Annotated in this window: 15 protein-coding genes; 11 read left to right on the top strand and 4 right to left on the bottom strand. The window is 67.1% G+C overall.

Going from position 1 to position 21,454, the window contains the following annotated elements:
- The first annotated feature begins 98 nt into the window (after positions 1–98).
- From hrpA to AC3WMR_RS04805, 3 genes are all read left to right on the top strand, one after another.
- A complete protein-coding gene (gene hrpA / locus AC3WMR_RS04795) occupies positions 99–4,037 on the top strand; it encodes an ATP-dependent RNA helicase HrpA (protein WP_492262833.1) in 3,939 nt (1,312 codons plus the stop codon).
- 126 nt (positions 4,038–4,163) lie between these two features.
- Positions 4,164–5,897, top strand: a complete 1,734-nt coding sequence (locus tag AC3WMR_RS04800) for an ABC transporter permease (protein WP_492262834.1) — start codon at positions 4,164–4,166, stop codon at positions 5,895–5,897.
- Between the two features lie 8 nt (positions 5,898–5,905).
- A complete protein-coding gene (locus tag AC3WMR_RS04805; RefSeq protein ID WP_175194642.1) occupies positions 5,906–7,201 on the top strand; it encodes an ABC transporter ATP-binding protein in 1,296 nt (431 codons plus the stop codon).
- Positions 7,202–7,257: 56 nt separating this feature from the next.
- Here the strand turns inward: AC3WMR_RS04805 and lpxO are convergent, their stop codons facing one another.
- On the bottom strand, positions 7,258–8,157 hold the full coding sequence (lpxO, locus tag AC3WMR_RS04810) for a lipid A hydroxylase LpxO (protein WP_025141162.1): 900 nt from the start codon (positions 8,155–8,157) through the stop codon (positions 7,258–7,260).
- 128 nt (positions 8,158–8,285) lie between these two features.
- Between lpxO and dnaE the strand changes: the two genes are divergently transcribed.
- The 7 genes from dnaE to AC3WMR_RS04845 are packed head-to-tail and all read left to right on the top strand — an operon-like array spanning position 8,286 to position 17,441.
- On the top strand, positions 8,286–11,777 hold the full coding sequence (dnaE, locus tag AC3WMR_RS04815; protein ID WP_492262835.1) for a DNA polymerase III subunit alpha: 3,492 nt from the start codon (positions 8,286–8,288) through the stop codon (positions 11,775–11,777).
- Positions 11,777–12,868: a glycosyltransferase family 4 protein gene (locus AC3WMR_RS04820; protein ID WP_492262836.1), complete on the top strand. Its 1,092-nt coding sequence runs from the start codon at positions 11,777–11,779 to the stop codon at positions 12,866–12,868. The genes dnaE and AC3WMR_RS04820 overlap by 1 nt, the downstream gene beginning before the upstream one ends.
- Positions 12,865–13,713: a polysaccharide deacetylase family protein gene (locus AC3WMR_RS04825; protein WP_492262837.1), complete on the top strand. Its 849-nt coding sequence runs from the start codon at positions 12,865–12,867 to the stop codon at positions 13,711–13,713. The genes AC3WMR_RS04820 and AC3WMR_RS04825 overlap by 4 nt, the downstream gene beginning before the upstream one ends.
- Complete coding sequence (locus AC3WMR_RS04830; RefSeq protein ID WP_492262838.1) at positions 13,710–14,462, top strand: glycosyltransferase family 2 protein; 753 nt, start codon at positions 13,710–13,712, stop codon at positions 14,460–14,462. Before AC3WMR_RS04825 ends, AC3WMR_RS04830 begins: the two co-directional genes overlap by 4 nt.
- On the top strand, positions 14,459–15,574 hold the full coding sequence (locus AC3WMR_RS04835) for a glycosyltransferase family 4 protein (RefSeq protein ID WP_492262839.1): 1,116 nt from the start codon (positions 14,459–14,461) through the stop codon (positions 15,572–15,574). The genes AC3WMR_RS04830 and AC3WMR_RS04835 overlap by 4 nt, the downstream gene beginning before the upstream one ends.
- An 18-nt stretch (positions 15,575–15,592) precedes the next feature.
- Entirely contained in the window at positions 15,593–16,318 is a 726-nt protein-coding gene (locus AC3WMR_RS04840; protein ID WP_492262840.1) for a polysaccharide deacetylase family protein, read from the top strand.
- On the top strand, positions 16,293–17,441 hold the full coding sequence (locus tag AC3WMR_RS04845) for a glycosyltransferase family 4 protein (protein ID WP_492262841.1): 1,149 nt from the start codon (positions 16,293–16,295) through the stop codon (positions 17,439–17,441). Before AC3WMR_RS04840 ends, AC3WMR_RS04845 begins: the two co-directional genes overlap by 26 nt.
- Positions 17,442–17,501: 60 nt before the next feature.
- Here the strand turns inward: AC3WMR_RS04845 and AC3WMR_RS04850 are convergent, their stop codons facing one another.
- Genes AC3WMR_RS04850 through AC3WMR_RS04860 form a run of 3 tightly spaced genes read right to left on the bottom strand, consistent with a single transcriptional unit; the run spans position 17,502 to position 19,528 of the window.
- The gene (locus AC3WMR_RS04850; RefSeq protein WP_492262842.1) at positions 17,502–17,774 is read right to left on the bottom strand and encodes a YkgJ family cysteine cluster protein; all 273 of its coding nucleotides are present in this window, start codon (positions 17,772–17,774) and stop codon (positions 17,502–17,504) included.
- Between the two features lie 2 nt (positions 17,775–17,776).
- Positions 17,777–18,541, bottom strand: coding sequence for a YdcF family protein (locus AC3WMR_RS04855; RefSeq protein WP_175219494.1), 765 nt, complete (start codon positions 18,539–18,541; stop codon positions 17,777–17,779).
- A 15-nt stretch (positions 18,542–18,556) separates the two neighbouring features.
- Positions 18,557–19,528: a glycosyltransferase family 9 protein gene (locus tag AC3WMR_RS04860; protein WP_492262843.1), complete on the bottom strand. Its 972-nt coding sequence runs from the start codon at positions 19,526–19,528 to the stop codon at positions 18,557–18,559.
- Between the two features lie 106 nt (positions 19,529–19,634).
- On the opposite strand from AC3WMR_RS04860, the gene msbA reads away from it, so the two are divergent.
- On the top strand, positions 19,635–21,410 hold the full coding sequence (msbA, locus tag AC3WMR_RS04865; protein ID WP_492262844.1) for a lipid A export permease/ATP-binding protein MsbA: 1,776 nt from the start codon (positions 19,635–19,637) through the stop codon (positions 21,408–21,410).
- Positions 21,411–21,454: the final 44 nt, after the last annotated feature.

Here is a 21,454-nt window from a genome sequence, read left to right on the forward strand (position 1 = left end):
GCAGGGGCCGCGTCAACGCGCCGTCGCAAGGGCGGCGTGCCGAAATTATATGACCGCGGGGCGTTTATATAATAGGCAGCTAACCGGACAAATCGTACATGCCAGAATCTTCCCGCCCGCGGCCGCCTGTAGCGGCCGACGGGTCGACCCGTGCCCCCGGAAAACCGCGGGCCGACGGCGCGGCCCAGGCCGAGCGCCGGGCGCCCCGCCCCGAACGGCCCATTCCGGCCGTTTCCTACCCCGAAGACCTGCCCGTCAGCGCGCGGCGCCAGGAGATCGCGCGCGCCATCGCCAACCACCAGGTGGTGATCGTCAGCGGCGAGACCGGCTCGGGCAAGACCACCCAGCTGCCCAAGATCTGCCTGGAACTGGGTCGCGGCCGCCAGAAGATGATCGGCCACACCCAGCCGCGCCGGCTGGCCGCGACGTCCGTGGCCAAGCGCATCGCCGAAGAGCTGAACACGCCGATGGGCGAGGTGGTGGGCTACCAGGTGCGTTTCAACGACCGCACCGGCCCCAACGCGTCCATCAAGCTGATGACGGACGGCATCCTGCTGGCCGAGTCGCAGCGCGACCCGCTTTTGCGCCGCTACGACACCATCATCATCGATGAGGCGCACGAACGCAGCCTGAACATCGACTTCCTGCTGGGCTACCTGAAGCAGCTGCTGCCGCGGCGCCCGGACCTGAAGATCATCATCACGTCGGCCACCATCGACGCCGAGCGCTTTGCCCGCCATTTTGCGGCGTCCGAAGACAAGCCCGCGCCAGTCATCGAAGTGTCGGGCCGCCTGTACCCGGTTGAACTGCGCTACCGCCCGGTACGGGAAGAACCCGCCGAAGACGAACCCCCCGCCAAGGCCGGGCGCGACCGCGAACGCATGTCCGGCGACGAAGAGCGCGACCTGATCGACGCCATCGTCGATGCGGTGGACGAATGCGCCCGCCATGGTCCGGGCGACGTGCTGGTGTTTCTGCCCGGCGAACGCGAGATCCGCGAGTCGGCCGAGGCCCTGCGCAAACGCCATCCGGCCGGCACCGAGGTGCTGCCGCTGTACGCGCGCCTGTCGCAGGCCGAACAGGAACAGATCTTCCATCCGCGCGGCAACGCGCGGCGCATCGTGCTGGCCACCAACGTGGCCGAAACCTCGCTGACGGTGCCCGGCATCCGCTTCGTGGTCGACAGCGGCCTGGCCCGCATCAAGCGCTATTCGTGGCGCAACAAGGTCGAGCAGCTGCGCATCGAGCCCATCAGCCGGGCCTCGGCCAACCAGCGCGCCGGCCGCTGCGGCCGCGTGGGGCCGGGCGTGTGCATCCGGCTCTACGACGAAACCGATTTCAACGCCCGCGCCGCCTTCACCGACCCCGAAGTGCTGCGCTCGTCGCTGGCCTCGGTCATCCTGAGGATGAAGTCGCTCAAGCTGGACGACATCGAGCAGTTCCCCTTCGTCGAGGCCCCGCCGGGGCGGGCGGTGGCCGACGGCTACCACTTGCTGCAGGAACTGGGCGCCATCGAACTGGCCTCGGCCGACGACGACACCGATGCCACCCGCACCGGCGCCTCGTTCGTGCTGACCCAGACGGGCCACGAACTGGCCAAGCTGCCGGTCGACCCGCGCATCGGCCGCATGATCCTGGCCGCGCGCGAACAGCAATGCCTGGCCGAAATGCTGATCATCGCCTCGGCCCTGTCGGTGCAGGACGCGCGCGACCGCCCCATGCAGGAACGCGAGGCCGCCGAGGCCGCGCATGCCAAGTTCGCCGACGACAAGTCCGAATTCATTTCCTTCCTGAAGCTTTGGCGCTGGTACGGCGAACAAGTCCAGCACAAGGCCTCGCAGCGCAAGCTGGTGGGCCTCTTGCGGCAGAACTTCCTGTCGCCCATCCGCCTGCGCGAATGGCACGACGTCCATACCCAGCTGTCCGCCCTGGTGGGCGAGCAGGGCTGGCGCGTCAACCAGGTCGAAGCCACCTACGAACAGCTGCATCTGGCGCTGCTGTCGGGCCTGCTCGGCAATATCGGCTTCAAGAGCGACGAGGGCGGCCATTACCAGGGCGCCCGCGACATCCGCTTCCACATCCATCCCGGTTCGCGCCTGGTCAAGAAGGCGGGGCGCTGGATCGTGGCCGCCGAACTGGTCGAGACGACCCGCCTGTACGCGCGCTGCGTGGCCCGCATCGACCCGGTCTGGCTGGAAAAGGTGGGCGCCCACCTGATCCGCAAGAACTGGTCGGACCCGCGCTGGGAAAAGAAGGCCGGCCAGGTGGTGGCCAACGAACGCGCCACGCTGTATGGCCTGACCATCTACACCGGCCGGCGCATCCAGTACGGCCGCGTGCATCCGCGCGAGGCGCGCGAACTGTTCATCCGCCAGGCGCTGGTGCCCGGCGAGATCGATACCCGCCTGGCCTTCGTGGCCCACAACCGCAAGCTCATCGCCGGCATCGAAAAGCTCGAACACCAGACCCGCCGCCCGGACATCCTGGTCGACGACGAGCTGATCTACGCCTTCTACGACCGTCAACTGCCGGCCGACATCTCGCAGACCGCCACGCTGGAAAAGTGGGTGGCCGGCCTGGACAAGGCCGCGGCCGCCAAGCTGATGTTGACGCGCGACGAACTCATGCGGCACGAGGCCGCCGGGGTCACCACCGACGTCTTTCCCAAGAAGGTCGAGTGGCAGGGCGTGTCGATGGCGCTGGACTACCACTTCGAGCCCGGTTCGCCGCGCGACGGCGTGACGCTGTCGGTGCCGCTGTTCGCCCTGAACCAGATCGATCCGGCGCGCTGCGAATGGCTGGTGCCGGGCATGCTCAAGGAAAAGGCGCACCTGCTGCTCAAGTCGCTGCCGCAGAAGCTGCGGCGCCACTGCGTGCCGCTGCCCGATTACGCCGCCGGTTTCTATGACCGCTGGTTCGAGCGCATGGCCGATCCCCAGATGGGCCTGGTCGACGCCCTGATCGCCGATATGTGGGACCAGGTGCAGGTGCGCCCGGCCGTGGCCGATTTCAAGCTGGAAACCCTGCCGGCCCACCTGTTCATGAACTTCCGGGTGGTCGACGAACATGGCCGCATGTTGTCCGCCGGCCGCAACCTGGCCCAGCTGCGCGCCGAATTCGGCAAGCAGGCCCAGGCCACCTTCCAGCAACTGGCGGCCAGCGATACGCAGGTGGCCCAGGCGCTGGCGCATGAAAACCTGACCTCCTGGTCGTTCGGCCCGTTGCCGGAGATCCTCGAGATCAAGCGCCGCGGCCAGTCGGTCATCGGCTATCCGGCGCTGGTGGACCGGGGCGCGCATTGCGACCTGGACGTGTTCGACGACCCCGACGAGGCCCGCAAGGCCCACCGCGCGGGCCTGCTCAAGCTGTTCCGGCTGGGCCTGCGCGAGCAGGTCAAGTTCCTGGAAAAGAACCTGGCCGACCTGACCAGGATCAGCATGCTCTACATGACGCTGGGCACGCAGGAAGAGCTGCGGGACCAGATCATCGACTGCGCCCTGGGCCAGGCCTGCCTGGCCGAGCCCTGGCCGGTCAACGAGCAGCAGTTCGAGGCCCGCCGCACCGAAGGCAAGGGCCGGCTGGGCCTGCTGGCCCAGGAAGTTGCCCGCCTGGCCGGCACGGTGCTGACGGAATACGCGGCCCTGCAGCGCAAGCTGCCGCAGGCCAAGCCGCACGCCGCCGCCTACGCCGACCTGCAGCAGCAGCTGGGGGCGCTGATGCCCAAGTGGTTCATCCGCGACACCCCCTACGCCCAGTTGTCCCATTATCCGCGCTACCTGAAGGCGGCGGTGGCGCGCATCGACAAGCTGCGCGCCGACCCGGGGCGGGATGCCAAGCTGGTGGCCGAAATGGCACCGTTGCTCACCCAGTACCAGCGGGCCCGCTCGGCCCTGAAGGGGGCGCCCGACCCCCGCCTGGACGAGTTCCGCTGGCTGCTCGAAGAGCTGCGAGTGGCGCTGTTTGCGCAGGAATTGCGCACGCCTATGCCGGTTTCGGTTAAGCGGCTGATGAAAAGCTGGGAGTCCCTGCAACGCTGACGACGGGGCGGCGCGAGCCGTCCCGTATTACAGGCAGATTTCAGTCGTTTTCCGTTCAGAGACGCGTCATCTGGTTATGCTTCAATGCGCGGGCCTTTCCCCGCCGCTCCCTGGAGCATTGCCGACATGTTCGAGCTTTTCAGCACCCGGACCCGCCCGTCCTCGTCGTCCCGCTCCTCGCCCAACCGCTGGGACTGGGCGCTACTGCCCCTGGTCCTGGTGGTGCTGGCCGCCATGGCCTACGGCGCCTCGCAGATGAGCCGCCCCTTCGCCGTCGGCGAAGAACTGCCCATCTCGCTGGACCCGATCTACCTGCCGTACTACCTGTTGCGCACCATCCTGCGCATGTTCACGGCGCTGGCCTTCTCGCTGATGTTCAGCTTCGTCTTCGCGGCCATCGCCGCCAAGTACCGCACGGCTGAAAAAGCGATGATCCCGATGCTGGACATCCTGCAGTCGGTGCCGATCCTGGGTTTTCAGGCCATCGCCATCGCGCCGTTCATCGCCTTGTTCCCCGGCAACCTGCTGGGGGTGGAATGCGCGGCGATCTTCGCCATCTTCACCTCGCAGGCCTGGAACATGGCGTTCAGCCTGTACCAGTCCATGCGCACGGTGCCGGCCGAACTGAACGAGGCCGCCCGCGTCTTCCGCCTTTCGGGCTGGCAGCGCTTCTGGCGGCTGGAATTGCCCTACGCCACGCCGGGCCTGCTCTGGAACATGATGATGTCCATGTCCGGCGGCTGGTTCTTCCTGGTGGCGGCCGAAGCCATTTCGGTGGCCGGGCAGGACATCAAGCTGCCCGGCATCGGCTCGTACATCGCCGTGGCCATCGACGCCGAGAACGGCCGCGCCATCGCCTGGGCCATCGGCGCCATGATGGCCGGCATCCTGCTCTACGACCAGCTGTTCTTCCGCCCGCTGCTGGCCTGGGCCGACAAGTTCCGCTTCGAGGAGTCGCAGGCCGACGTCGCCCAGCAGTCCTGGCTGCTGGACTGGACCCGTCGCAGCCGCTGGATGCAGGCCCTGTCCAACCTGTTCTGGGCGCGCATGCGCCGCGCGCTGGGCTGGTTCAGCGTGTCGTACGATGGCACCTCGATCCGCGCCCGCGCCAAGGCGCCGGACCCGCGCTGGACCCGCATCTGGGATTCCCTGCTGGCTGCCGGCGCGCTGCTGGCCACCTACAAGCTGGTGGTCTTCGTGCATGCGGAAGTGGGCTGGGCCGAAGTGCTGCACGTGGTCGGCCTGGGCGGCATCACGCTGGTGCGGGTGATGGTGCTGATCGGCCTGGCCTCGGCCATCTGGGTGCCCATTGCCGTCTGGATCGGCCTGCGGCCCAAGTATTCGCAGCGGGTACAGGCCGTGGCGCAGTTCCTTGCGGCATTCCCGGTCAACCTGTTGTTTCCGGCCGTGGTGTTCGTGATGGTGGCGTTGAAACTGAACCCCAACATCTGGCTCAGCCCGCTCATCATTTTCGGCACTCAGTGGTACATCCTGTTCAACGTGGTGGCGGGGGCGTCGACCATTCCCAATGAGTTGCGCCTGGCGGCCAGCAACCTGGGCCTGAAAGGCTGGCTGCTGTGGCGCCGGGTGTACCTGCCGGCGGTGTTCCCCAGCTTCATCACCGGCGCCATCACGGCCAGCGGCGGGTCCTGGAACGCCAGCATCGTGGCCGAATACGTGTCCTGGGGCAATACCTCGCTGGTGGCCGACGGCCTGGGCAGCTACATCAAGCAGATGACCGAGCAGGGGGACTTCCACCGCATCGCGCTCGGCATCGGGGTCATGAGCATCTTCGTCATGCTGTTGAACCGGTTTTTCTGGCGAAAACTGTATTTGCTGGCCGAAGATCGCGGCCGATAGGAGTCCTAATGAATCCCAATCTCCTGATCGAACTGCACGATGTCGGCAAGTCGTTCCGCGCCGCGGACGGCACCGCCCGCAACGTGCTCGAACACGTGGACTTCACCCTGCGCGAAGGCGAAATCGTGGCCCTGCTGGGCAAATCCGGCTCGGGCAAATCGACGTTGCTGCGCATCATGGCGGGGCTGGTCAATGCAGACCAGGGCACCGTCACCTACCGCGGCCAACCCGTATATGGCCCGGCAGCAGGCATCGCCATGGTGTTCCAGTCGTTCGCGCTGTTTCCCTGGCTGACCGCCCAGCAGAACGTTGAACTGGGCCTGGAAGCCCAGGGCGTGGCGCCCGCCGAACGCGCCAAGCGCGCCGATGCCGTGCTGGACCTGATGGGCCTGGGCGGTTTCGGCGGCGCCTTGCCGCGCGAACTGTCCGGCGGCATGCGCCAGCGGGTGGGCATCGCCCGCGCCCTGGTCATGAACCCCGACGTGCTGCTGATGGACGAAGCGTTTTCGGCGCTGGACGTGCTGACCGGCGAAACCCTGCGCGACGACATGCTCGAGCTGTGGGACGAAAGCCGCATCTCCACCAAGGGCATCCTCATCGTCTCGCACAACATCGAAGAAGCGGTCATGATGGCCGACCGCATCATCATCTTCTCCAGCGATCCCGGCCGCATCCGCAGTCAGGTCCAGATCGGCCTGCCGCGGCCCCGCAACGCCGATTCGCCGCAGGTCCGTGCGCTGATCGACGAGGTCTACGCACTGATGACCCAGCGCCCGGCCCACGACGTGCCCACCCCGCGCCAGCAAGGCCTGGGCTACCGCTTCCCGCAGACCGAGGTCGAGCGCATGGAAGGCGTGCTGGACGTGCTGGCCGAAGACCCGTTCAACGGCCGCGCCGACCTGCCCAAGCTGGCCGAGGAAGCCGAGATTTCCGACGACGACCTGCTGCCGGCCTGCGAAGCGCTGGGGCTGTTCGGGCTGGCCCAGATCGACAAGGGCGATATCTTCCTGACGCCGCTGGGCCAGCGCTACGTGCATGCCGACCAGGGGCAGAAGCAGGCCATCTTCGGACGCCAGTTGCTGGCGCACGTGCCGCTGGCCGCGCACATCCGCCACAGCCTGGAACAGGAGCCGGCCGGCGCGCTGCCGGAAAAGAACTTCCTGGATTCGCTGGAAGAATTCCTCAAGCCCGACGAAGCCGAGCGCGTGCTGAAGATCGCGGTGGAATGGGGCCGCTATGGCGAAATCTACGGCTACGACTACCACACCGGCTTGCTGACGCTGCCGGATCGCGATGCGGGGTAGGCAGGGAAGGCGCGGCGGGCCGAATGGCCCGCCGTCTCACATCAGGCGCGGGCGCGCTACAGCGCGATGAAGCCCACGATCACCAGCGCGATCAGGCCATACTTGGTGGCCTTGTATACCGTGCGGTTCCAGGCCTTGAAGGCCTTGCGCTTCTGGTCGATGACCCAGTGCGCGTGGGTCAGCTTGTTGATGGCGCCGGTCTGGTCGCCGCCGTCGTTGGGCGAGCTGGCGGCCGACATCACCACCCGGCCGAACCAGCGGTTGAACGCCTCGGCCCAGCCCCATTTCAGCGGCCGCTCGACGTCGCAGAACAGGATGATGCGGTTCTGGTCGGTGCGGTTGTAGGCTTCGTGGACGTAGGTTTCGTCGAAAACCACGCTTTCGCCGTCGCGCCAGCTGTACTGTTCGCCGTCGACGATGATGTGGCAGCCGTCGTCGTTGGGCGTGACCAGGCCCAGGTGGTAGCGCAGCGAACCGGCGAAGGGGTCGCGGTGCGGGTTCAACTGGCCGCCGGGCGGCAGCTCGGCGAACATGGCCGCCTTGACCTTGGGCAGCGTCTTCAGGATCGCCACCGTCTTGGGGCACAGTTCTTCGGCCGACGGGTGGCGCGCGTCATACCACTTCAGGTAGAAGCGCTTCCAGCCGTACTTGAAGAACGAATTGAAGCCGATGTCGTTGTGGCTGTCGGCCGCCTTGATGCGGCGCAGCTCGGCCATCTGCACGGCTTCGTCGCGAATGGTTTCCCAGTTGTCGTCCAGGACCTTGAGTTCGGCGATCTCGCTGGTGGTCAGGTAGGGCGTGGACGGCACGCGCGACGCCAGCACCATGAAGGCATTGACGGGCGCGAGCAGCACCGAGTGATCCAGCAATTGCCGGCCCAGCGGCAGCTTGACGCGGCCACGGAAGTGCGCGAACAGGATGGCGGCGAGCCAGATCCCGGGTATCAGCCATTTCATACGTAAATCTCGTCCTGCGGCGGGTGAGTCAGGTCCAATCGTCTATTGTTACACAGGGGCGCCCGGCAGGCGGCGGCGGAATCGCCGATGGTGCGTTTTTGGGCCGTTCGACTAGGTACAATTCCGCTATGTCCGAAGCCGTAACAACTCCGTCCCCATTTGTCCACCTGCGCGTCCACTCCGAGTTCTCGGTGGTGGATGGCATCGTGCGCATCCCCGACCTCATCAAGCGCGTGGCCAAGCTGGGCCAGCCCGCGGTGGCCCTGACCGATCTGTCGAACCTGTTCGGCCTGATCAAGTTCTACAAGGGCGCGCGCGGCGCGGGCGTCAAGCCCATCGCCGGCGCCGATGTCTGGCTGACCAACGACGAAGACCCCGCCAAGCCCTTCCGGGTGCTGCTGCTGGTGCGCAACCATCAGGGCTACCTGAACCTGTGCGAACTGCTGTCGCGCTCGTTCCTGACCAACCAGGGCAAGGGCCGCGCCGAAATCCGCCGCGAATGGCTGCAAGGCCAGGAAGGCCTGATCGTGCTCTCGGGCGGGCGCGGGGGCGACGTCGGCCAGGCGCTGGACGCCGGCAACGCCGTGTCGGCGCTGGCGCTGGCGCGCCAATGGGCGTTGATGTTCCCGGGCAGCTACTACATCGAACTGCAACGCGCCGGCATGGACGGCGACGAAGCCTACACCCAGGCCGCCATGCGCCTGGCGGCCGAAGCCGGCCTGCCGGTGGTGGCCACGCATCCGGTGCAGTTCCTGGACGAATACGAATTCCAGGCGCACGAGGCCCGGGTCTGCATCGCCGAAGGCGAAATCCTGGCCAATCCGCGCCGTGTGCGCCGCTTCACCAAAGAGCAGTACCTGCTCAGTTCCGAGGAAATGGCCCGCCGCTTCGCCGACGTGCCTTCGGCGCTGGCCAACACGGTGGAAATCGCCAAGCGCTGCAACCTGAGCCTGGTGCTGGGCAAGCCGCGCCTGCCCAACTTCCCCACGCCCGACGGCGTGACGCTGGACGACTATCTCGTCCAGCTGTCCGAGGAAGGCCTGGAAAAGCGCATGGAGTTCCTGTTCCCGAACGTCGCTGAGCGCGAATCCAAGCGCGAGCAGTACTACGAACGCCTGCGCTGGGAATGCAAGACCATCATCCAGATGGGCTTTCCCGGCTACTTCCTGATCGTGCAGGACTTCATCAACTGGGGCAAGAACAACGGCGTGCCCGTGGGCCCCGGCCGGGGTTCCGGCGCCGGCTCGCTGGTGGCGTACGCGCTGGGCATTACCGACCTGGACCCGATCCGCTACGACTTGCTGTTCGAGCGCTTCCTGAATCCCGAGCGGGTCTCCATGCCCGACTTCGATATCGACTTCTGCCAGGACAACCGCGAACGCGTCATCGACTACGTCAAGGAAAAATACGGCCGCGCCGCCGTGAGCCAGATCGCCACCTTCGGTACCTTGGGTGCCAAGGCCGTGGTGCGCGATGCCGGCCGCGTGCTGGACATGCCCTACATGTTCTGCGACGGCCTGTCCAAGCTGATCCCGTTCAACCCGATGGACCCCTGGTCGCTCGAGCGCACCCTGAAGGACGAACCCGCCTTCAAGGACCGCTACGAACAGGAAGAAGAAGTGCGCGCCCTGGTCGACCTGGCCAAGCCGCTCGAAGGCCTGACCCGCAACATCGGCATGCACGCCGGCGGCGTGCTCATCGCGCCCGGCAAGCTCACCGACTTCTGCCCGCTGTACTGCCAGGCGGGCCAGGAAAACAGCGCGGTCTCGCAGTTCGACAAAGACGACGTCGAAGCCGCCGGCCTGGTCAAGTTCGACTTCCTGGGCCTGCGCAACCTGACCATCCTGGACTGGGCCGTGCGCTACGTGCGCCAGTTCAACGAAGACAAGCGCGACTTCGACGTCATGGCGCTCAGCCTGGACGACCCGGCCGCCTACAAGATTCTGTGCGACGCGAACACCACCGCGGTGTTCCAGCTGGAATCGCGCGGCATGAAGGAACTGCTCAAGAAGCTGCGCCCCAACACCTTCGAAGACATCATCGCCATGCTGGCCCTGTACCGACCGGGGCCGCTGGAATCGGGCATGGTGGACGACTTCGTCAACCGCAAGCACGGCCGTGCCGCGGTGGACTATTTCCACAACGATCTGGAGAGTACGCTCAAGAGCACCTACGGGGTCATCGTCTACCAGGAACAGGTGATGCTGATCTCGCAGATCATCGGCGGCTACTCGCTGGGTGGCGCCGACCTGCTGCGCCGCGCCATGGGCAAGAAAAAGCCCGAGGAAATGGCCAAGCACCGCGAGCTGTTCGAACAGGGCGCCAAGGAAAAGGGCCACGATCCCGACCTGGCGGTCAAGCTGTTCGACCTGATGGAAAAGTTCGCGGGCTACGGCTTCAACAAGTCGCACTCGGCCGCCTACGCGCTCATCTCGTACCAGACCGCCTGGCTCAAGGCCTATCACCCCACCGAATTCCTGGCCGCCACCATGTCGTCCGATATGGACGACACGGACAAGGTCCAGATCTTCTGCCGCGACGCGCAGGACAACGGCGTGGAAGTGCTGCCGCCCGACGTCAACTTCTCGGGCTACCGCTTCGAGCCGGTGGCCGACAAGTACACCGAAAAGGGCAAGCCGCCGCGCACCATGCGCTACGGCCTGGGCGCCGTGAAGGGCACGGGGCAGGGCGCGGTCGAAGACATTCTGCGCGCGCGCAAGGAAGGCGGCCCGTTCCAGAACCTGTTCGACTTCTGCCGCCGCGTCAGCAAGCACGCCGTCAACCGCCGCACCATCGAAGCCCTGATCAAGGCGGGTGCGTTCGACACCATCGAACCCAACCGCGCCGCCATGCTGGCGTCGGTGCCCACCGCCATGGAAGCGGCCGAGCAGGCCGCACGCAGCGCCAACCAGTCGTCCCTGTTTGGCGACGACAGCAGCGACGTGGTGGCCGGCGAATTGGCCAAGGTCGCGCCCTGGGACCTGCACAAGAAGCTCACCGAAGAAAAGTCCGCGCTGGGCTACTACTACAGCGGCCACCTGTTCGACGCCTGGCGCGACGAAGTGCGCCAGATCGTGCCGATGCAGCTGGCGCGGGTCGAGCCGCAGCGCGACCTGCAATGGATGTGCGGGGTGCTGGCCAGCGTGCGCGTCATGATGACCCGCCGCGGCAAGATGGTCTTCGCCGTGCTCGACGATGGCACCGCGCAGGTCGAAATCTCGGTGTTCAACGAGCTGTACGAAAAGCACCGCAACCGGTTGCGCGAAGACCAACTGGTCATCGTGCAGGGCAAGGTCAGCAACGACGACTATTCCGGCGGCATGCGCATCGTGGCCGACCAGCTCTATGACCTGCAGCTGGCGCGCGAGGCGCGCGCCAAGTCGTTGCGCGTCAAGCTCAACGGCGCGGCCGACGCCGCGCGCCTGCGCCAGATGCTGAACCCTTTCCGCGCCGAACCCGAAAACGGCATCCCCGGCGTGCCGGTCGACATCGTCTACACCAAGAACAATTTCCTGTGCACCGTGCGGCTGGGCGAAGAATGGCGGGTTCGCATGGCCGACACGCTGCTGGCCAACCTGAGCGCCTGGACCAAGCCGAACGGCGTGGAGGTCACGTACTGATGCGTATCGTTCACTCTGAAGCCGCCACCAGTTTCGGCGGCCAGGAAGGGCGTATCTTCAAGGAAATGAATGCCATGCGCGCGCGCGGGCATCACCTTGAAGCCATCTGCCAGCCGCACGCGCTGCTGGCCCAACGCCTTTCGGAAGCCGGCTTCACCGTGCACACGCTGGAAATGGACGGCCCGCTCAACTACCTGAAGGGCGTGGCCACCATCCGCCGCATCCTGCGCGAAGGCCGTTTCGACGTGCTCAATACACACAGCCGCCGCGATACCGTCATTGCCGCCGCCGCCGGCCGGCTGGCGGGCACGCCGCTCATCGTGCGCACCCGTCACCTGTCCAACAAGGTCGGCTCGCTCTGGTCCTACACTCGTCTGCCGCATCGCGTCACCACGGTCAGCGACCACGTGCGCGAACACCTGATCGAACGCGGCGTGCCGGCCGAACGGGTCGCCACCGTGTATTCGCCTATCGTGTTGCCGCCGCCGGTTGAACATTCCACCCTGCGCGAAGAACTCGGCCTGGCGCCGGACGACCTGGTCGTGGGCTGCGTGGCCGTCATGCGCGCCACCAAGGGCCACAAAGACCTGATCGACGCCATCGCGCCGCTGATGGCCAGCCGCCCCAAGCTGCACCTGGTGTTCGTGGGGGGCGGTTCGCCCGTGTTCGAGCAGACCGAAGCCTACGTGGCCGAGCGCGGCCTCCAAGACCGCATCCACCTGATGGGCACGCGCCGCGATGTGCCCAACCTGCTGGCCGGCTGCGACCTGTTCGCGCTGGCGACGCAGCAGGAAGCATCCGGCACCGTCTACGTCGAAGCCCAGGCCAGCGGCCTGCCGGTCATCGGCACCGACGTGGGCGGCGTGTCCGAGATGTTCCGCAACGGCGAAACCGGCATCCTGGTGCCGCCCAAGGACCCGGCCGCACTGACCGCCGCGCTGGAAAAGCTGATCGACGACACCGACCTGCGCCGCCGCATGGGCGAGGCCGGCCGCAAGATGGTCTGGGACGAAGGCGTGTTCTCGCCCGCCCGCCTGGCCGAGACCACCGAAGCCGTCTATACCAAGTGGCTGGCGGAGCGCCGCGCATGAATGCGCCCAACGTCCCGGTGCTGATGTACCACCACGTCACGCCGGCCGGCGGCATGATCAACGCCGTGCCCGAGGTGTTCGAGGCCCAGATATCGCGGCTGGCGCGGGCGGGCTACCAGTCGCTGTCCACCGACCAGTTCGCCGCCTACCTGGCCGGCGCCCCAGCGCCCGAACGCTCGGTGCTGATCACCTTCGACGACGGCTACCTGAACAACTGGGTCCACGCCCACCCGATCCTGGCGCGCCATGGCATGCGCGCCGTGCTGTTCACCATCACCGGCTGGATCGGCGACGGCCCGGTACGGCCGCACGCGGGGCAGGGCCTGCCGCTGCCGGCCACGCCCGACCACGACACCTGCAAGCAGTGGGTGGCCGCGGGCCGCAGCGACGAGGCCATGCTGCGCTGGAGCGAAATCGAGGCCATGCAGGCCGCCGGTACCTTCGAATTCCATTCGCATACCCACACCCACACGCGCTGGGACAAGGTCTGCGGTGCCGATGTCGACGCCAAGCGGGCCCACATCGCCCAGGAATTGTCCGATTCGCGCGAAACGCTGACGCGCCGCCTGGGCCAGGTCAGCGACCACCTCTGCTGGCCGCAGGGTTATTTCGACGCCGACTACGTCGCGGCCGCCCGGCAGGCGGGCTTTCGCCACTTGTACACTACCGACCCTTTCGGCCAGAACACGCCTGCCGCCGACCCCGAACACATCTACCGTTTCGCGGTGCGCAACCAGGGCGGCACCTGGCTGAACCGGCGCATCTGGCTGTCGCGCGATCCCTTCTGGGGGCCGCGCTATCACGCCTGGAAAGCCTGGAAAAAGCGTCTTAGGAATCGCGGATGAAGTTATCAGTCATAGTCATCACCAAGAACGAAGCGGCCAACATTGCCGATTGCCTGAAGTCCGTCGCCTTTGCCGACGAATTCATCGTGGTGGACTCCGGCAGCACCGACGGCACGGTCGAGCTGGCGCGGGCGCTGGGCGCGCGCGTCGAAGTCACCGCCGACTGGCCCGGTTTCGGCCCGCAGAAAAACCGTGCGCTGGACCTGGCCACCGGCGACTGGGTGCTGTCCATCGACGCCGATGAACGCGTCACCCCCGAACTGGCCCGCGAAATCCAGGAAACGATCAGCGCCCCGCGCGCCGATACCTACGAGATCGCGCGCCTGTCGAATTTCTGCGGCCGCGACATTCGCCACAGCGGCTGGTGGCCCGACTACGTGCTGCGCCTGTTCAAGCGCGGCACCGCGCGTTTCAACGACGCCGCGGTGCACGAGCGGGTGGTGCCGGTCAATGGCCAGCCGCTGCAGCTCAAGGGCTACTTCAATCACTATCCCTACGACAACCTGGATGCGCTGATCACCAAGGTCAACCGCTATTCGTCCGATGCCGCCGCCATGATGTACGCCAAGGGGCGGCGCACGTCCGTCTTCGGCGCGCTGGGCCACAGCTTCTGGACCTTTGTCCGCATCTACCTGATCCGGCGCGGCTTCCTGGATGGCCGCCACGGCCTGGTGCTGGCCGTCACCGCCGCCGCGGGCAGCTTCTTCCGTTATTCGAAGCTGATGTTCCTGGCCGAGAAGAAGAAGTGAGGATTCTCTACACCAACTTCCACGCCAACAACGGCGGCGGCCACGTCACCTACATCATCAATCTGGCGCGCGCCCTGGCGGCCCAGCACCAGATCACCGTGGCCGCGCCCGCCAGCAGCCGGTTGTACCGCTACGCCAAGGCGATTCCCGGCGTGACGGTCGTGGACATGCGCTACACCACGCGCCCGTCGTCGTGGTTCGGCGACCGCGCCCGGCTGCGCCGCCTGATCAAGGATGGCCGCTTCGACATCATCCACGCCAACGGCTCGGCCGACCACAAGCAGGTCATGCTGGCCACGCTGGCCATGGCACGCCGGCCGCGCATCGTCTTCACCAAGCACAACGACCACCCCGTCGCCAGTTTCGGCCACAAGCTGCGGGTGGCCCTGGCCACTGACCACAGCATCGCCGTCAGCGACTACATCCATCGCCTGCTGGCCGATTCGCCCTACCAGCGGCGACCCATCACCACCATCCGCCACGGCATCGACACGCAGTTCTTCGCGCCGCCGCCGGCTGACAGCCTGGACAAGCTGCGCGAGATCTTCTTCGGCCCCGACTGGCGCGGCAAGCTGCTGCTGGGCAGTGCGGGCGGCACCGACTACGACAAGGGCTGGCTCGACCTGGTCGCCGCCGTCGCGGCCCTGCCGCCGGGCGACAAAGAACGCGTACTGCTGCTGGTGGCGGGTGATCCGCCCAACGAGGCCAAGCTGGCCCGCGTGCGTGAGCTGGGCATGATCGACCAGGTGCGCTTTCCCGGCTTGCTCGACGACGTGCGCGCCGCGCTGGCGTCCTGCCACGCGGGTTTCGTGCTGTCCTACCGCGAAGCGCTGTCGTTCGCCTGCCGCGAAATCATGGGCCTGGGCCTGCCCGCCCTGGTCACCAACGCCGGCGGCCTGCCCGAAAACGTCACCGACGGGGTCGACGGCTGGATCGTGCCGGTGCGCGACGTGGCCGCCATGACCGCGCGCCTGCGAGACATGCTGGCCCACCCCGAGCAGGTCCGGGCCATGGGCGCCAATGCCCGCGCCACCAGCCTGCGCGACTTCAACCTGACGCGTTTCGCCCAAGCCACAGCCGACGTCTACCAGCGGACATTGGCCGGACACTGAGCCTTTATAATCCGCGCTATGTCTATCCCCATTCTCATGTACCACCAGATCGGCGAGCCCAACCCCAAGGGCACGCCGTTTCGTGGCCTGACGGTGCACCCCGACGACTTCGCCCGGCAGATGCGCTGGATGCGTTTCCTGGGTTACCGCGGCCTGTCGATGCGCGACGTCATGCCCTACGTGCGGGGCGAGCGCCGCGGCAAGGTGTTCGGCATCACGTTCGACGACGGCTATCGCAACGTCGTCCAGAACGCTATGCCGGTGCTGGACAAGCTGGGTTTCACCGCTACCAACTACCTGGTGGCCAACCAGTTCGACGGCGGCAACGTCTGGGACGCCAAGATCGGCATTCCGCACTCGCCGCTCATGACGGTCGAAGAAATGCGCCAGTGGGCGGCATCGGGCCACGAAGTCGGTTCGCACACGCTGGACCACGTCCACCTGCCCGAAATGACGCCCGACGAAGCCCGCCGCCAGATGGTCGAGTCCAAAGACGTGCTCGAACAGGCGCTGGGCGCCCCGGTCACGGCCTTCTGCTATCCCTACGGCGACCACGGCCCCGAACACCTGGCCATGGCGCGCGAAGCCGGCTACGACAACGCCACGCTCACCAAGCGCGGCCTGGCCAACGCCAGCGACGATCCCTTCGGCCTGCCGCGGGTAACGGTGTCGCGTTCGACCGGCATCTTCCGTTTCCTGCAGAAATGCCTGACCCGCTATGAAGACTCCCGCGGGCGCGGCTGAGCGGCGGCTGCGCATCGCATTGCTGGTCGACCGCTTCGGCAACCGCTTCGGCGGCGCCGAGGCCTACGGTGTCGAACTCATGCGCGTGCTCGGCCAGCGCCACGACGTCTCCATCGTCGCTCGCGACTTCGACAGCGACCTGCCTTTCCCTTTCCTGCCCGTGCGCTTTCCCGGCTGGCTGCCCAGCTGGATGCGGGTGCTGTACTTCGCCTGGAAGGCCGATCGCCTGACCCGCGGCCAGTACGACATCGTGCATTCGCACATGAATGGCTGGGCTGGTGAAATCCAGGTCATGCACGTCACCCCCGTGCGTTACAACCGGCTGACCCGCGTCAAGCCGGCCAAGCGCGTACTGGCCTGGCTCAGCCCGCGCCTGGCGACCTACCTGTTGCTCGAGAAATTCCGCGTGCGCCAGGCGCCCGCGCGCCGGGTGGTGGCCGTGTCGGGGCTCATCATGGACCAGCTGCACCGCAGCTATGGCCCGCAGTTGCCGGTCGACATCATCGCGCCCGGCGTCAAGCTGCCCGCCCCCGAAGCCGCCGCCGGCCGCGATGCCACCCGTGCGCGCCTGGGCTGGGATGCCAGCACCATCGGCTGCCTGCTGGTCGCCCGCAACCCGCTGCGCAAAGGCTTGCCCGCGCTGCTCGATGCCCTGGCCCTCTTGCCCGCGCCGTACCGCCTGCTGGTGGTGGGCGCCGACGACGCCACCCGCGAGCGCGTGCGCGCGGCCGGGGCGGTCGCCCAACGCGTCACCCTGGTCGACCCCACGCCCGACGTCGCCCAGTATTTCGCCGCGGCCGACATCTACGCCCACCCGACCCTGAACGACAGCTACGCCATGGCGCCCCTGGAAGCCATGTCCCATGGCTTGCCAGTCGTGGTCAGCTCGCCCGCCTACTGCGGCTTTGCCCAGTACCTCTCGGCTGGCAAGGACGCGCTGATCCTGCAAGACCCGCGCGACGGCGCCCAACTGGCCCAGGCCCTGCAACGCCTGGGCGACGAACCCGACCTGCGCGCAGCCCTGTCCGAACGCGGCCTGGCCATCGCCCGCGACCAAAGCTGGGAAACCGTGGCGGCGCGCTACGAAGCGCTGTATCAGGCGGTGCTGGACGAACGCGGCTGATCTTTCTGCCCGCTCCGGTTGGACCCCCAAATGAAAACGGGACCCGAAAGGTCCCGTTTTTCAATGCCGCGGCGCCGTGGCCTGTTCCAAGTCGCCCAGCCAGCGGATCGCGTACTCGCGGTCCGGGCCGCACATATCGTGCTGGGCTTGCAGCCCGCCGCAGAAATCCGGCCGCGAAGGCTGGCCGAAGATCGCGCAGCGCATGTCGGGCAGCAGCTGGATACAGGGCACCCCGGCGGGCTTGCCGTCCGGCATCCCCGGAATCGCGCTGGTGATCGACGGCGCGATGCAACACGCGCCGCAGCCCGGCCGGCAGGCCAGCGCCGTGCCCATGCTCAGACCCACCCGCGCAGCCAATACACGAACAGCCCTGCGTATTCCTTGATGATGGAACGGCTGGCGTCGAAGGTGCGCTGGTCGGGCAGCCACGGGTTCAGCGATCCGTCGGCCGGGCGCACGATCTGCGGCGGGGCGGGGGCGGCAATGGCGGTCACGCCCTGCTTGGAGAAGGCCGCCATGGCGCGCGGCATGTGCAGCGCCGACGTCACCAGCAGCACCTTGCCGATGCCGCGGGTTTTCAACTGGTCTTCGGTCAGCGCCGCGTTTTCGTAGGTGGTGCGGCTGGCGTTTTCCAGGATCAGGGCCGATTCCGGCACCCCTTGCTGGCGGATGGCATGGGCCATGCCGCGGGCTTCACTGACGTCGCCTTCCAGGGCGCCGCCGGACAGAACGATCTTGGGCGCACGGCCTGCCAGGTACAGCTGTGCCGCGGTGTCGATACGCACGACCGCGGTGTCCTTGTCGTAGGGCAGGAACCAGTTGGCGCGGCCATTGGCGGTGTTGCCGCCCAGCACCACGATGGCGTCGGCGGTGGGGGACTCGGTGGGTGGCAGGTGCGGGTAGCGGCTTTCCAGCGCCCCGCCCAGCCACAGCGACGTGGCCGGCAGCGACCAGGCCAGCGCCCACAGCAGGCCGGCCAGGATGATGGCGCCGCCCGTCTTGCGCAGGCGGAACAAACCAAGGACCAGGCCGACAACGACCAGGGTCACGCACAAATTGTAGGGAATGATCAGATTGGCGAGATAGCTGGAAAGAGTCATGTCAAAACAATCCGTTTACTGCGCGCCGTCCAGCAGCAGGTTCGCCTGCTGTTCCACTTGTTCAATGGACGGCCATGCCGATTCCGACCCGACGCACACGGCCTTGGGCGACCACGGTCCGGTGCGGCCCGGGCGGGTGACGCCGAACAGCGTCAGTTCCCGGGCGGCTGCGGCCGCGGCGACGTGCGACACGCCGGAATCGTTACATATCACCAGCGCCGCCCGGGCCGTCAGGGCGGCAAAGGCGCCCAGCGACAGGGGAGGCAGCAACTGCGCCGTCGGCGCATTGCGTCGGGCTTCGTCGGTTTCCGCTGGAGGAGGGCACATTACCACGGTATGACCCCGTGCCTGCAGCGCGCGCGTAAGTGTATCGAATCCCGGCCACACCTTGATCTTGCCCTTGTGCAGGCCGGTGGCCGTGGGGGCAATCAGCACGAAGCGCTGGCCGGCCAGCCCGGCCGCTTCCAGCGCCAGCGACGCGGCGCTTTCGTGGGCGGGCGTCAGGGGAAGATCCAGCGTCGGGCCCGGTTCGGCGGGGCCGGCGGGCAGGCTCCAGCGCGTCAGCGCCTCGCGGGTCAGGTGGTACCAGGACTGCACCGCATGCAGGGGCGCATCCGGCTTGGCCACCGGCCAGCGCAACAGGAAGCTGCGGCCGTCGTCCCGGTAGCCGGCCGACGGCAGGCCCGCCAGCCGGAATACCAAGGCGCTGGACAGGGAATCCGGCAGCAGCAGGCCACGCGCGCGGCGGCCTTCAGCACCCAGGCCGCGGCGGTGGTTATTGACCTGGGCGCGATCCGGCCCCACTTTTCCCAGCATGGGAATGAAATCCCGCTTTGCCACGCCATCCAGCAGATCACGGGCCCAGGGGCGGGCGCAGATCACCAGGGGCACGCCGGTGGCCTGAAGGATGCGCAGGCTGGGCAGGCTCATGCAGACATCGCCCACCCAATTGGGCAGGCGGACGTAAAGGCAACTGATTTCGGACATGGACAGGCGCGGTGCGCAATTAGGGCTGAAGGGGGGACGGGGGCGCCGCGCCGCAGCGCGTAGCCGGTACAATCCCGGGCACAATTGTATTAAAGCGAGTGATTCCTTGAATTCTGCCGCACGCAACGCGCCCGCGGGCTCCCAGCCCGTCAAAGCTGAACTCTGGAGCCGCATCTACACCCGGGTGGGTTCCTACTGGAAGGGGCTGGTGCTGGCGACCCTGCTGATGGCCGGCGCCGCCGCCACGCAGCCCACGCTGGCCGTCATTATGAAGCCCCTGCTGGACGATGGCTTCGCGGGCACCAAACCCTACTACGTCTGGGCCCTGCCGCTGGCGGTGGTCGGACTGATCTTCGTGCGCGGCGTCTGCAACTTCTTCAGCGATTACCTGTTGGCGTGGGTCGCCAACAACGTGCTGCTGGGCATGCGGCGCGATATGTTCGAGCGCCTGCTGGGCCTGCCCGACGCTGACTTCAAGCGCGGCGACACCGGCCGCCTGCTCAACCGCTTCACCATCGACGCAGGCAACGTCACCGGCTACGCCACCGACGTCATCACGGTGCTGGTGCGCGAAACCCTCGTCGTCATCGCCCTGATCTGCGTGCTGCTGTACATGTCGTGGGTGCTGACCCTGATCATCCTGATCATGCTGCCGGTCTCGGTGCTGATCGCCCGGGTCTTCATCAAGCGCCTGCGCCGCATCAACCGCGAAATGGTCAACATGAACGCCGAGCTGACCCGGGTGGTCAGCGAAGGCATCGACGGCCAGCGCGTCATCAAGCTGTTCGACGGCTACGAAGTCGAACGCGGCCGCTTCGATTTCGTCAGCACCCGCCTGCGCCGTTTCGCCATGCGCACCGCCACCGCCGACGCGGCCCTGACGCCCCTGACCCAGGTCTGCATCTCGATTTCCGTGGGCGCGGTCATCGCCGTGGCTCTCAGCCAGGCCAACAGCGGCGCCCTCACGGTGGGCAGCTTCGCGTCCTTCATGGCCGCGCTCGCCCAGATCTTCGACCCCATCAAGCGCCTGACCAACCTGGCCGCCCGCATGCAAAAGATGCTGGTGTCCGCCGAAAGCGTGTTCACGCTGATCGACCAGGTGCCCGAAGGCGACACCGGCACCCGCGACCTGCCCGAGCCCGTGCGCGGCAAGGTTGAATTCCGCAACGTCACGCACCGCTTCTCCGACGCGGATCGCGATACCGTCAACGACGTGTCGTTCGTGGTCGAACCCGGCCAGACCGTGGCCCTGGTGGGCCGCTCCGGCAGCGGCAAGACCACCTTGGTCAACATGCTGCCGCGCTTCGTCCTGGCCGATACCGGCGCCATCTTCGTGGACGACGTGCCCATCAACGACCTGAAGCTGCGCAGCTTGCGTTCGCACCTGTCGCTGGTCAGCCAGGACGTCGTGCTGTTCGACGACACCATCGCTGCCAACGTCGGCTATGGCGCCCTGGGCCAGGCCAGCGAGCAGCAGGTGCGCGATGCACTGGCCGCCGCCAACCTGCTCGAATTCGTCGAAGGGTTGCCGCAGGGCATCAACACGCCGGTGGGCGAAAACGCGGCCCGCCTGTCCGGTGGCCAGCGCCAGCGCCTGGCCATTGCCCGCGCCCTCATCAAGAACGCACCCATCCTGATTCTCGACGAAGCCACCTCGGCGCTCGACAACGAATCCGAACGCCAGGTCCAGGCCTCGCTCGAACGCCTGATGAAGGGCCGTACCACGCTGGTCATCGCGCACCGCCTGTCCACCGTGCAAAACGCCGACCGCATCATCGTGCTGGATGCCGGCAAGATCGTCGAGCAGGGCCCCCACGCCCAGCTGCTGGCCGCCAACGGCCTGTACGCCTCGCTCTACAAGATGCAGTTCCGAGAAGACTGACCCCCCGCGCGCGGCGCCCCGCGCCGCGCCACCTGGAGCCGCCC

It is taken from the genome of Achromobacter sp. FW305-C-28, from assembly GCF_058783235.1.

Coding starts and splice junctions, on each gene's coding strand:
- hrpA (WP_492262833.1), top strand. CDS start 99: ATGCCAGAATCTTCCCGCCCGCGGCCGCCTGTAGCGGCCGACGGGTCG.
- AC3WMR_RS04800 (WP_492262834.1), top strand. CDS start 4,164: ATGTTCGAGCTTTTCAGCACCCGGACCCGCCCGTCCTCGTCGTCCCGC.
- AC3WMR_RS04805 (WP_175194642.1), top strand. CDS start 5,906: ATGAATCCCAATCTCCTGATCGAACTGCACGATGTCGGCAAGTCGTTC.
- lpxO (WP_025141162.1), bottom strand. CDS start 8,157: ATGAAATGGCTGATACCCGGGATCTGGCTCGCCGCCATCCTGTTCGCG.
- dnaE (WP_492262835.1), top strand. CDS start 8,286: ATGTCCGAAGCCGTAACAACTCCGTCCCCATTTGTCCACCTGCGCGTC.
- AC3WMR_RS04820 (WP_492262836.1), top strand. CDS start 11,777: ATGCGTATCGTTCACTCTGAAGCCGCCACCAGTTTCGGCGGCCAGGAA.
- AC3WMR_RS04825 (WP_492262837.1), top strand. CDS start 12,865: ATGAATGCGCCCAACGTCCCGGTGCTGATGTACCACCACGTCACGCCG.
- AC3WMR_RS04830 (WP_492262838.1), top strand. CDS start 13,710: ATGAAGTTATCAGTCATAGTCATCACCAAGAACGAAGCGGCCAACATT.
- AC3WMR_RS04840 (WP_492262840.1), top strand. CDS start 15,593: ATGTCTATCCCCATTCTCATGTACCACCAGATCGGCGAGCCCAACCCC.
- AC3WMR_RS04845 (WP_492262841.1), top strand. CDS start 16,293: ATGAAGACTCCCGCGGGCGCGGCTGAGCGGCGGCTGCGCATCGCATTG.
- AC3WMR_RS04850 (WP_492262842.1), bottom strand. CDS start 17,774: ATGGGCACGGCGCTGGCCTGCCGGCCGGGCTGCGGCGCGTGTTGCATC.
- AC3WMR_RS04855 (WP_175219494.1), bottom strand. CDS start 18,541: ATGACTCTTTCCAGCTATCTCGCCAATCTGATCATTCCCTACAATTTG.
- AC3WMR_RS04860 (WP_492262843.1), bottom strand. CDS start 19,528: ATGTCCGAAATCAGTTGCCTTTACGTCCGCCTGCCCAATTGGGTGGGC.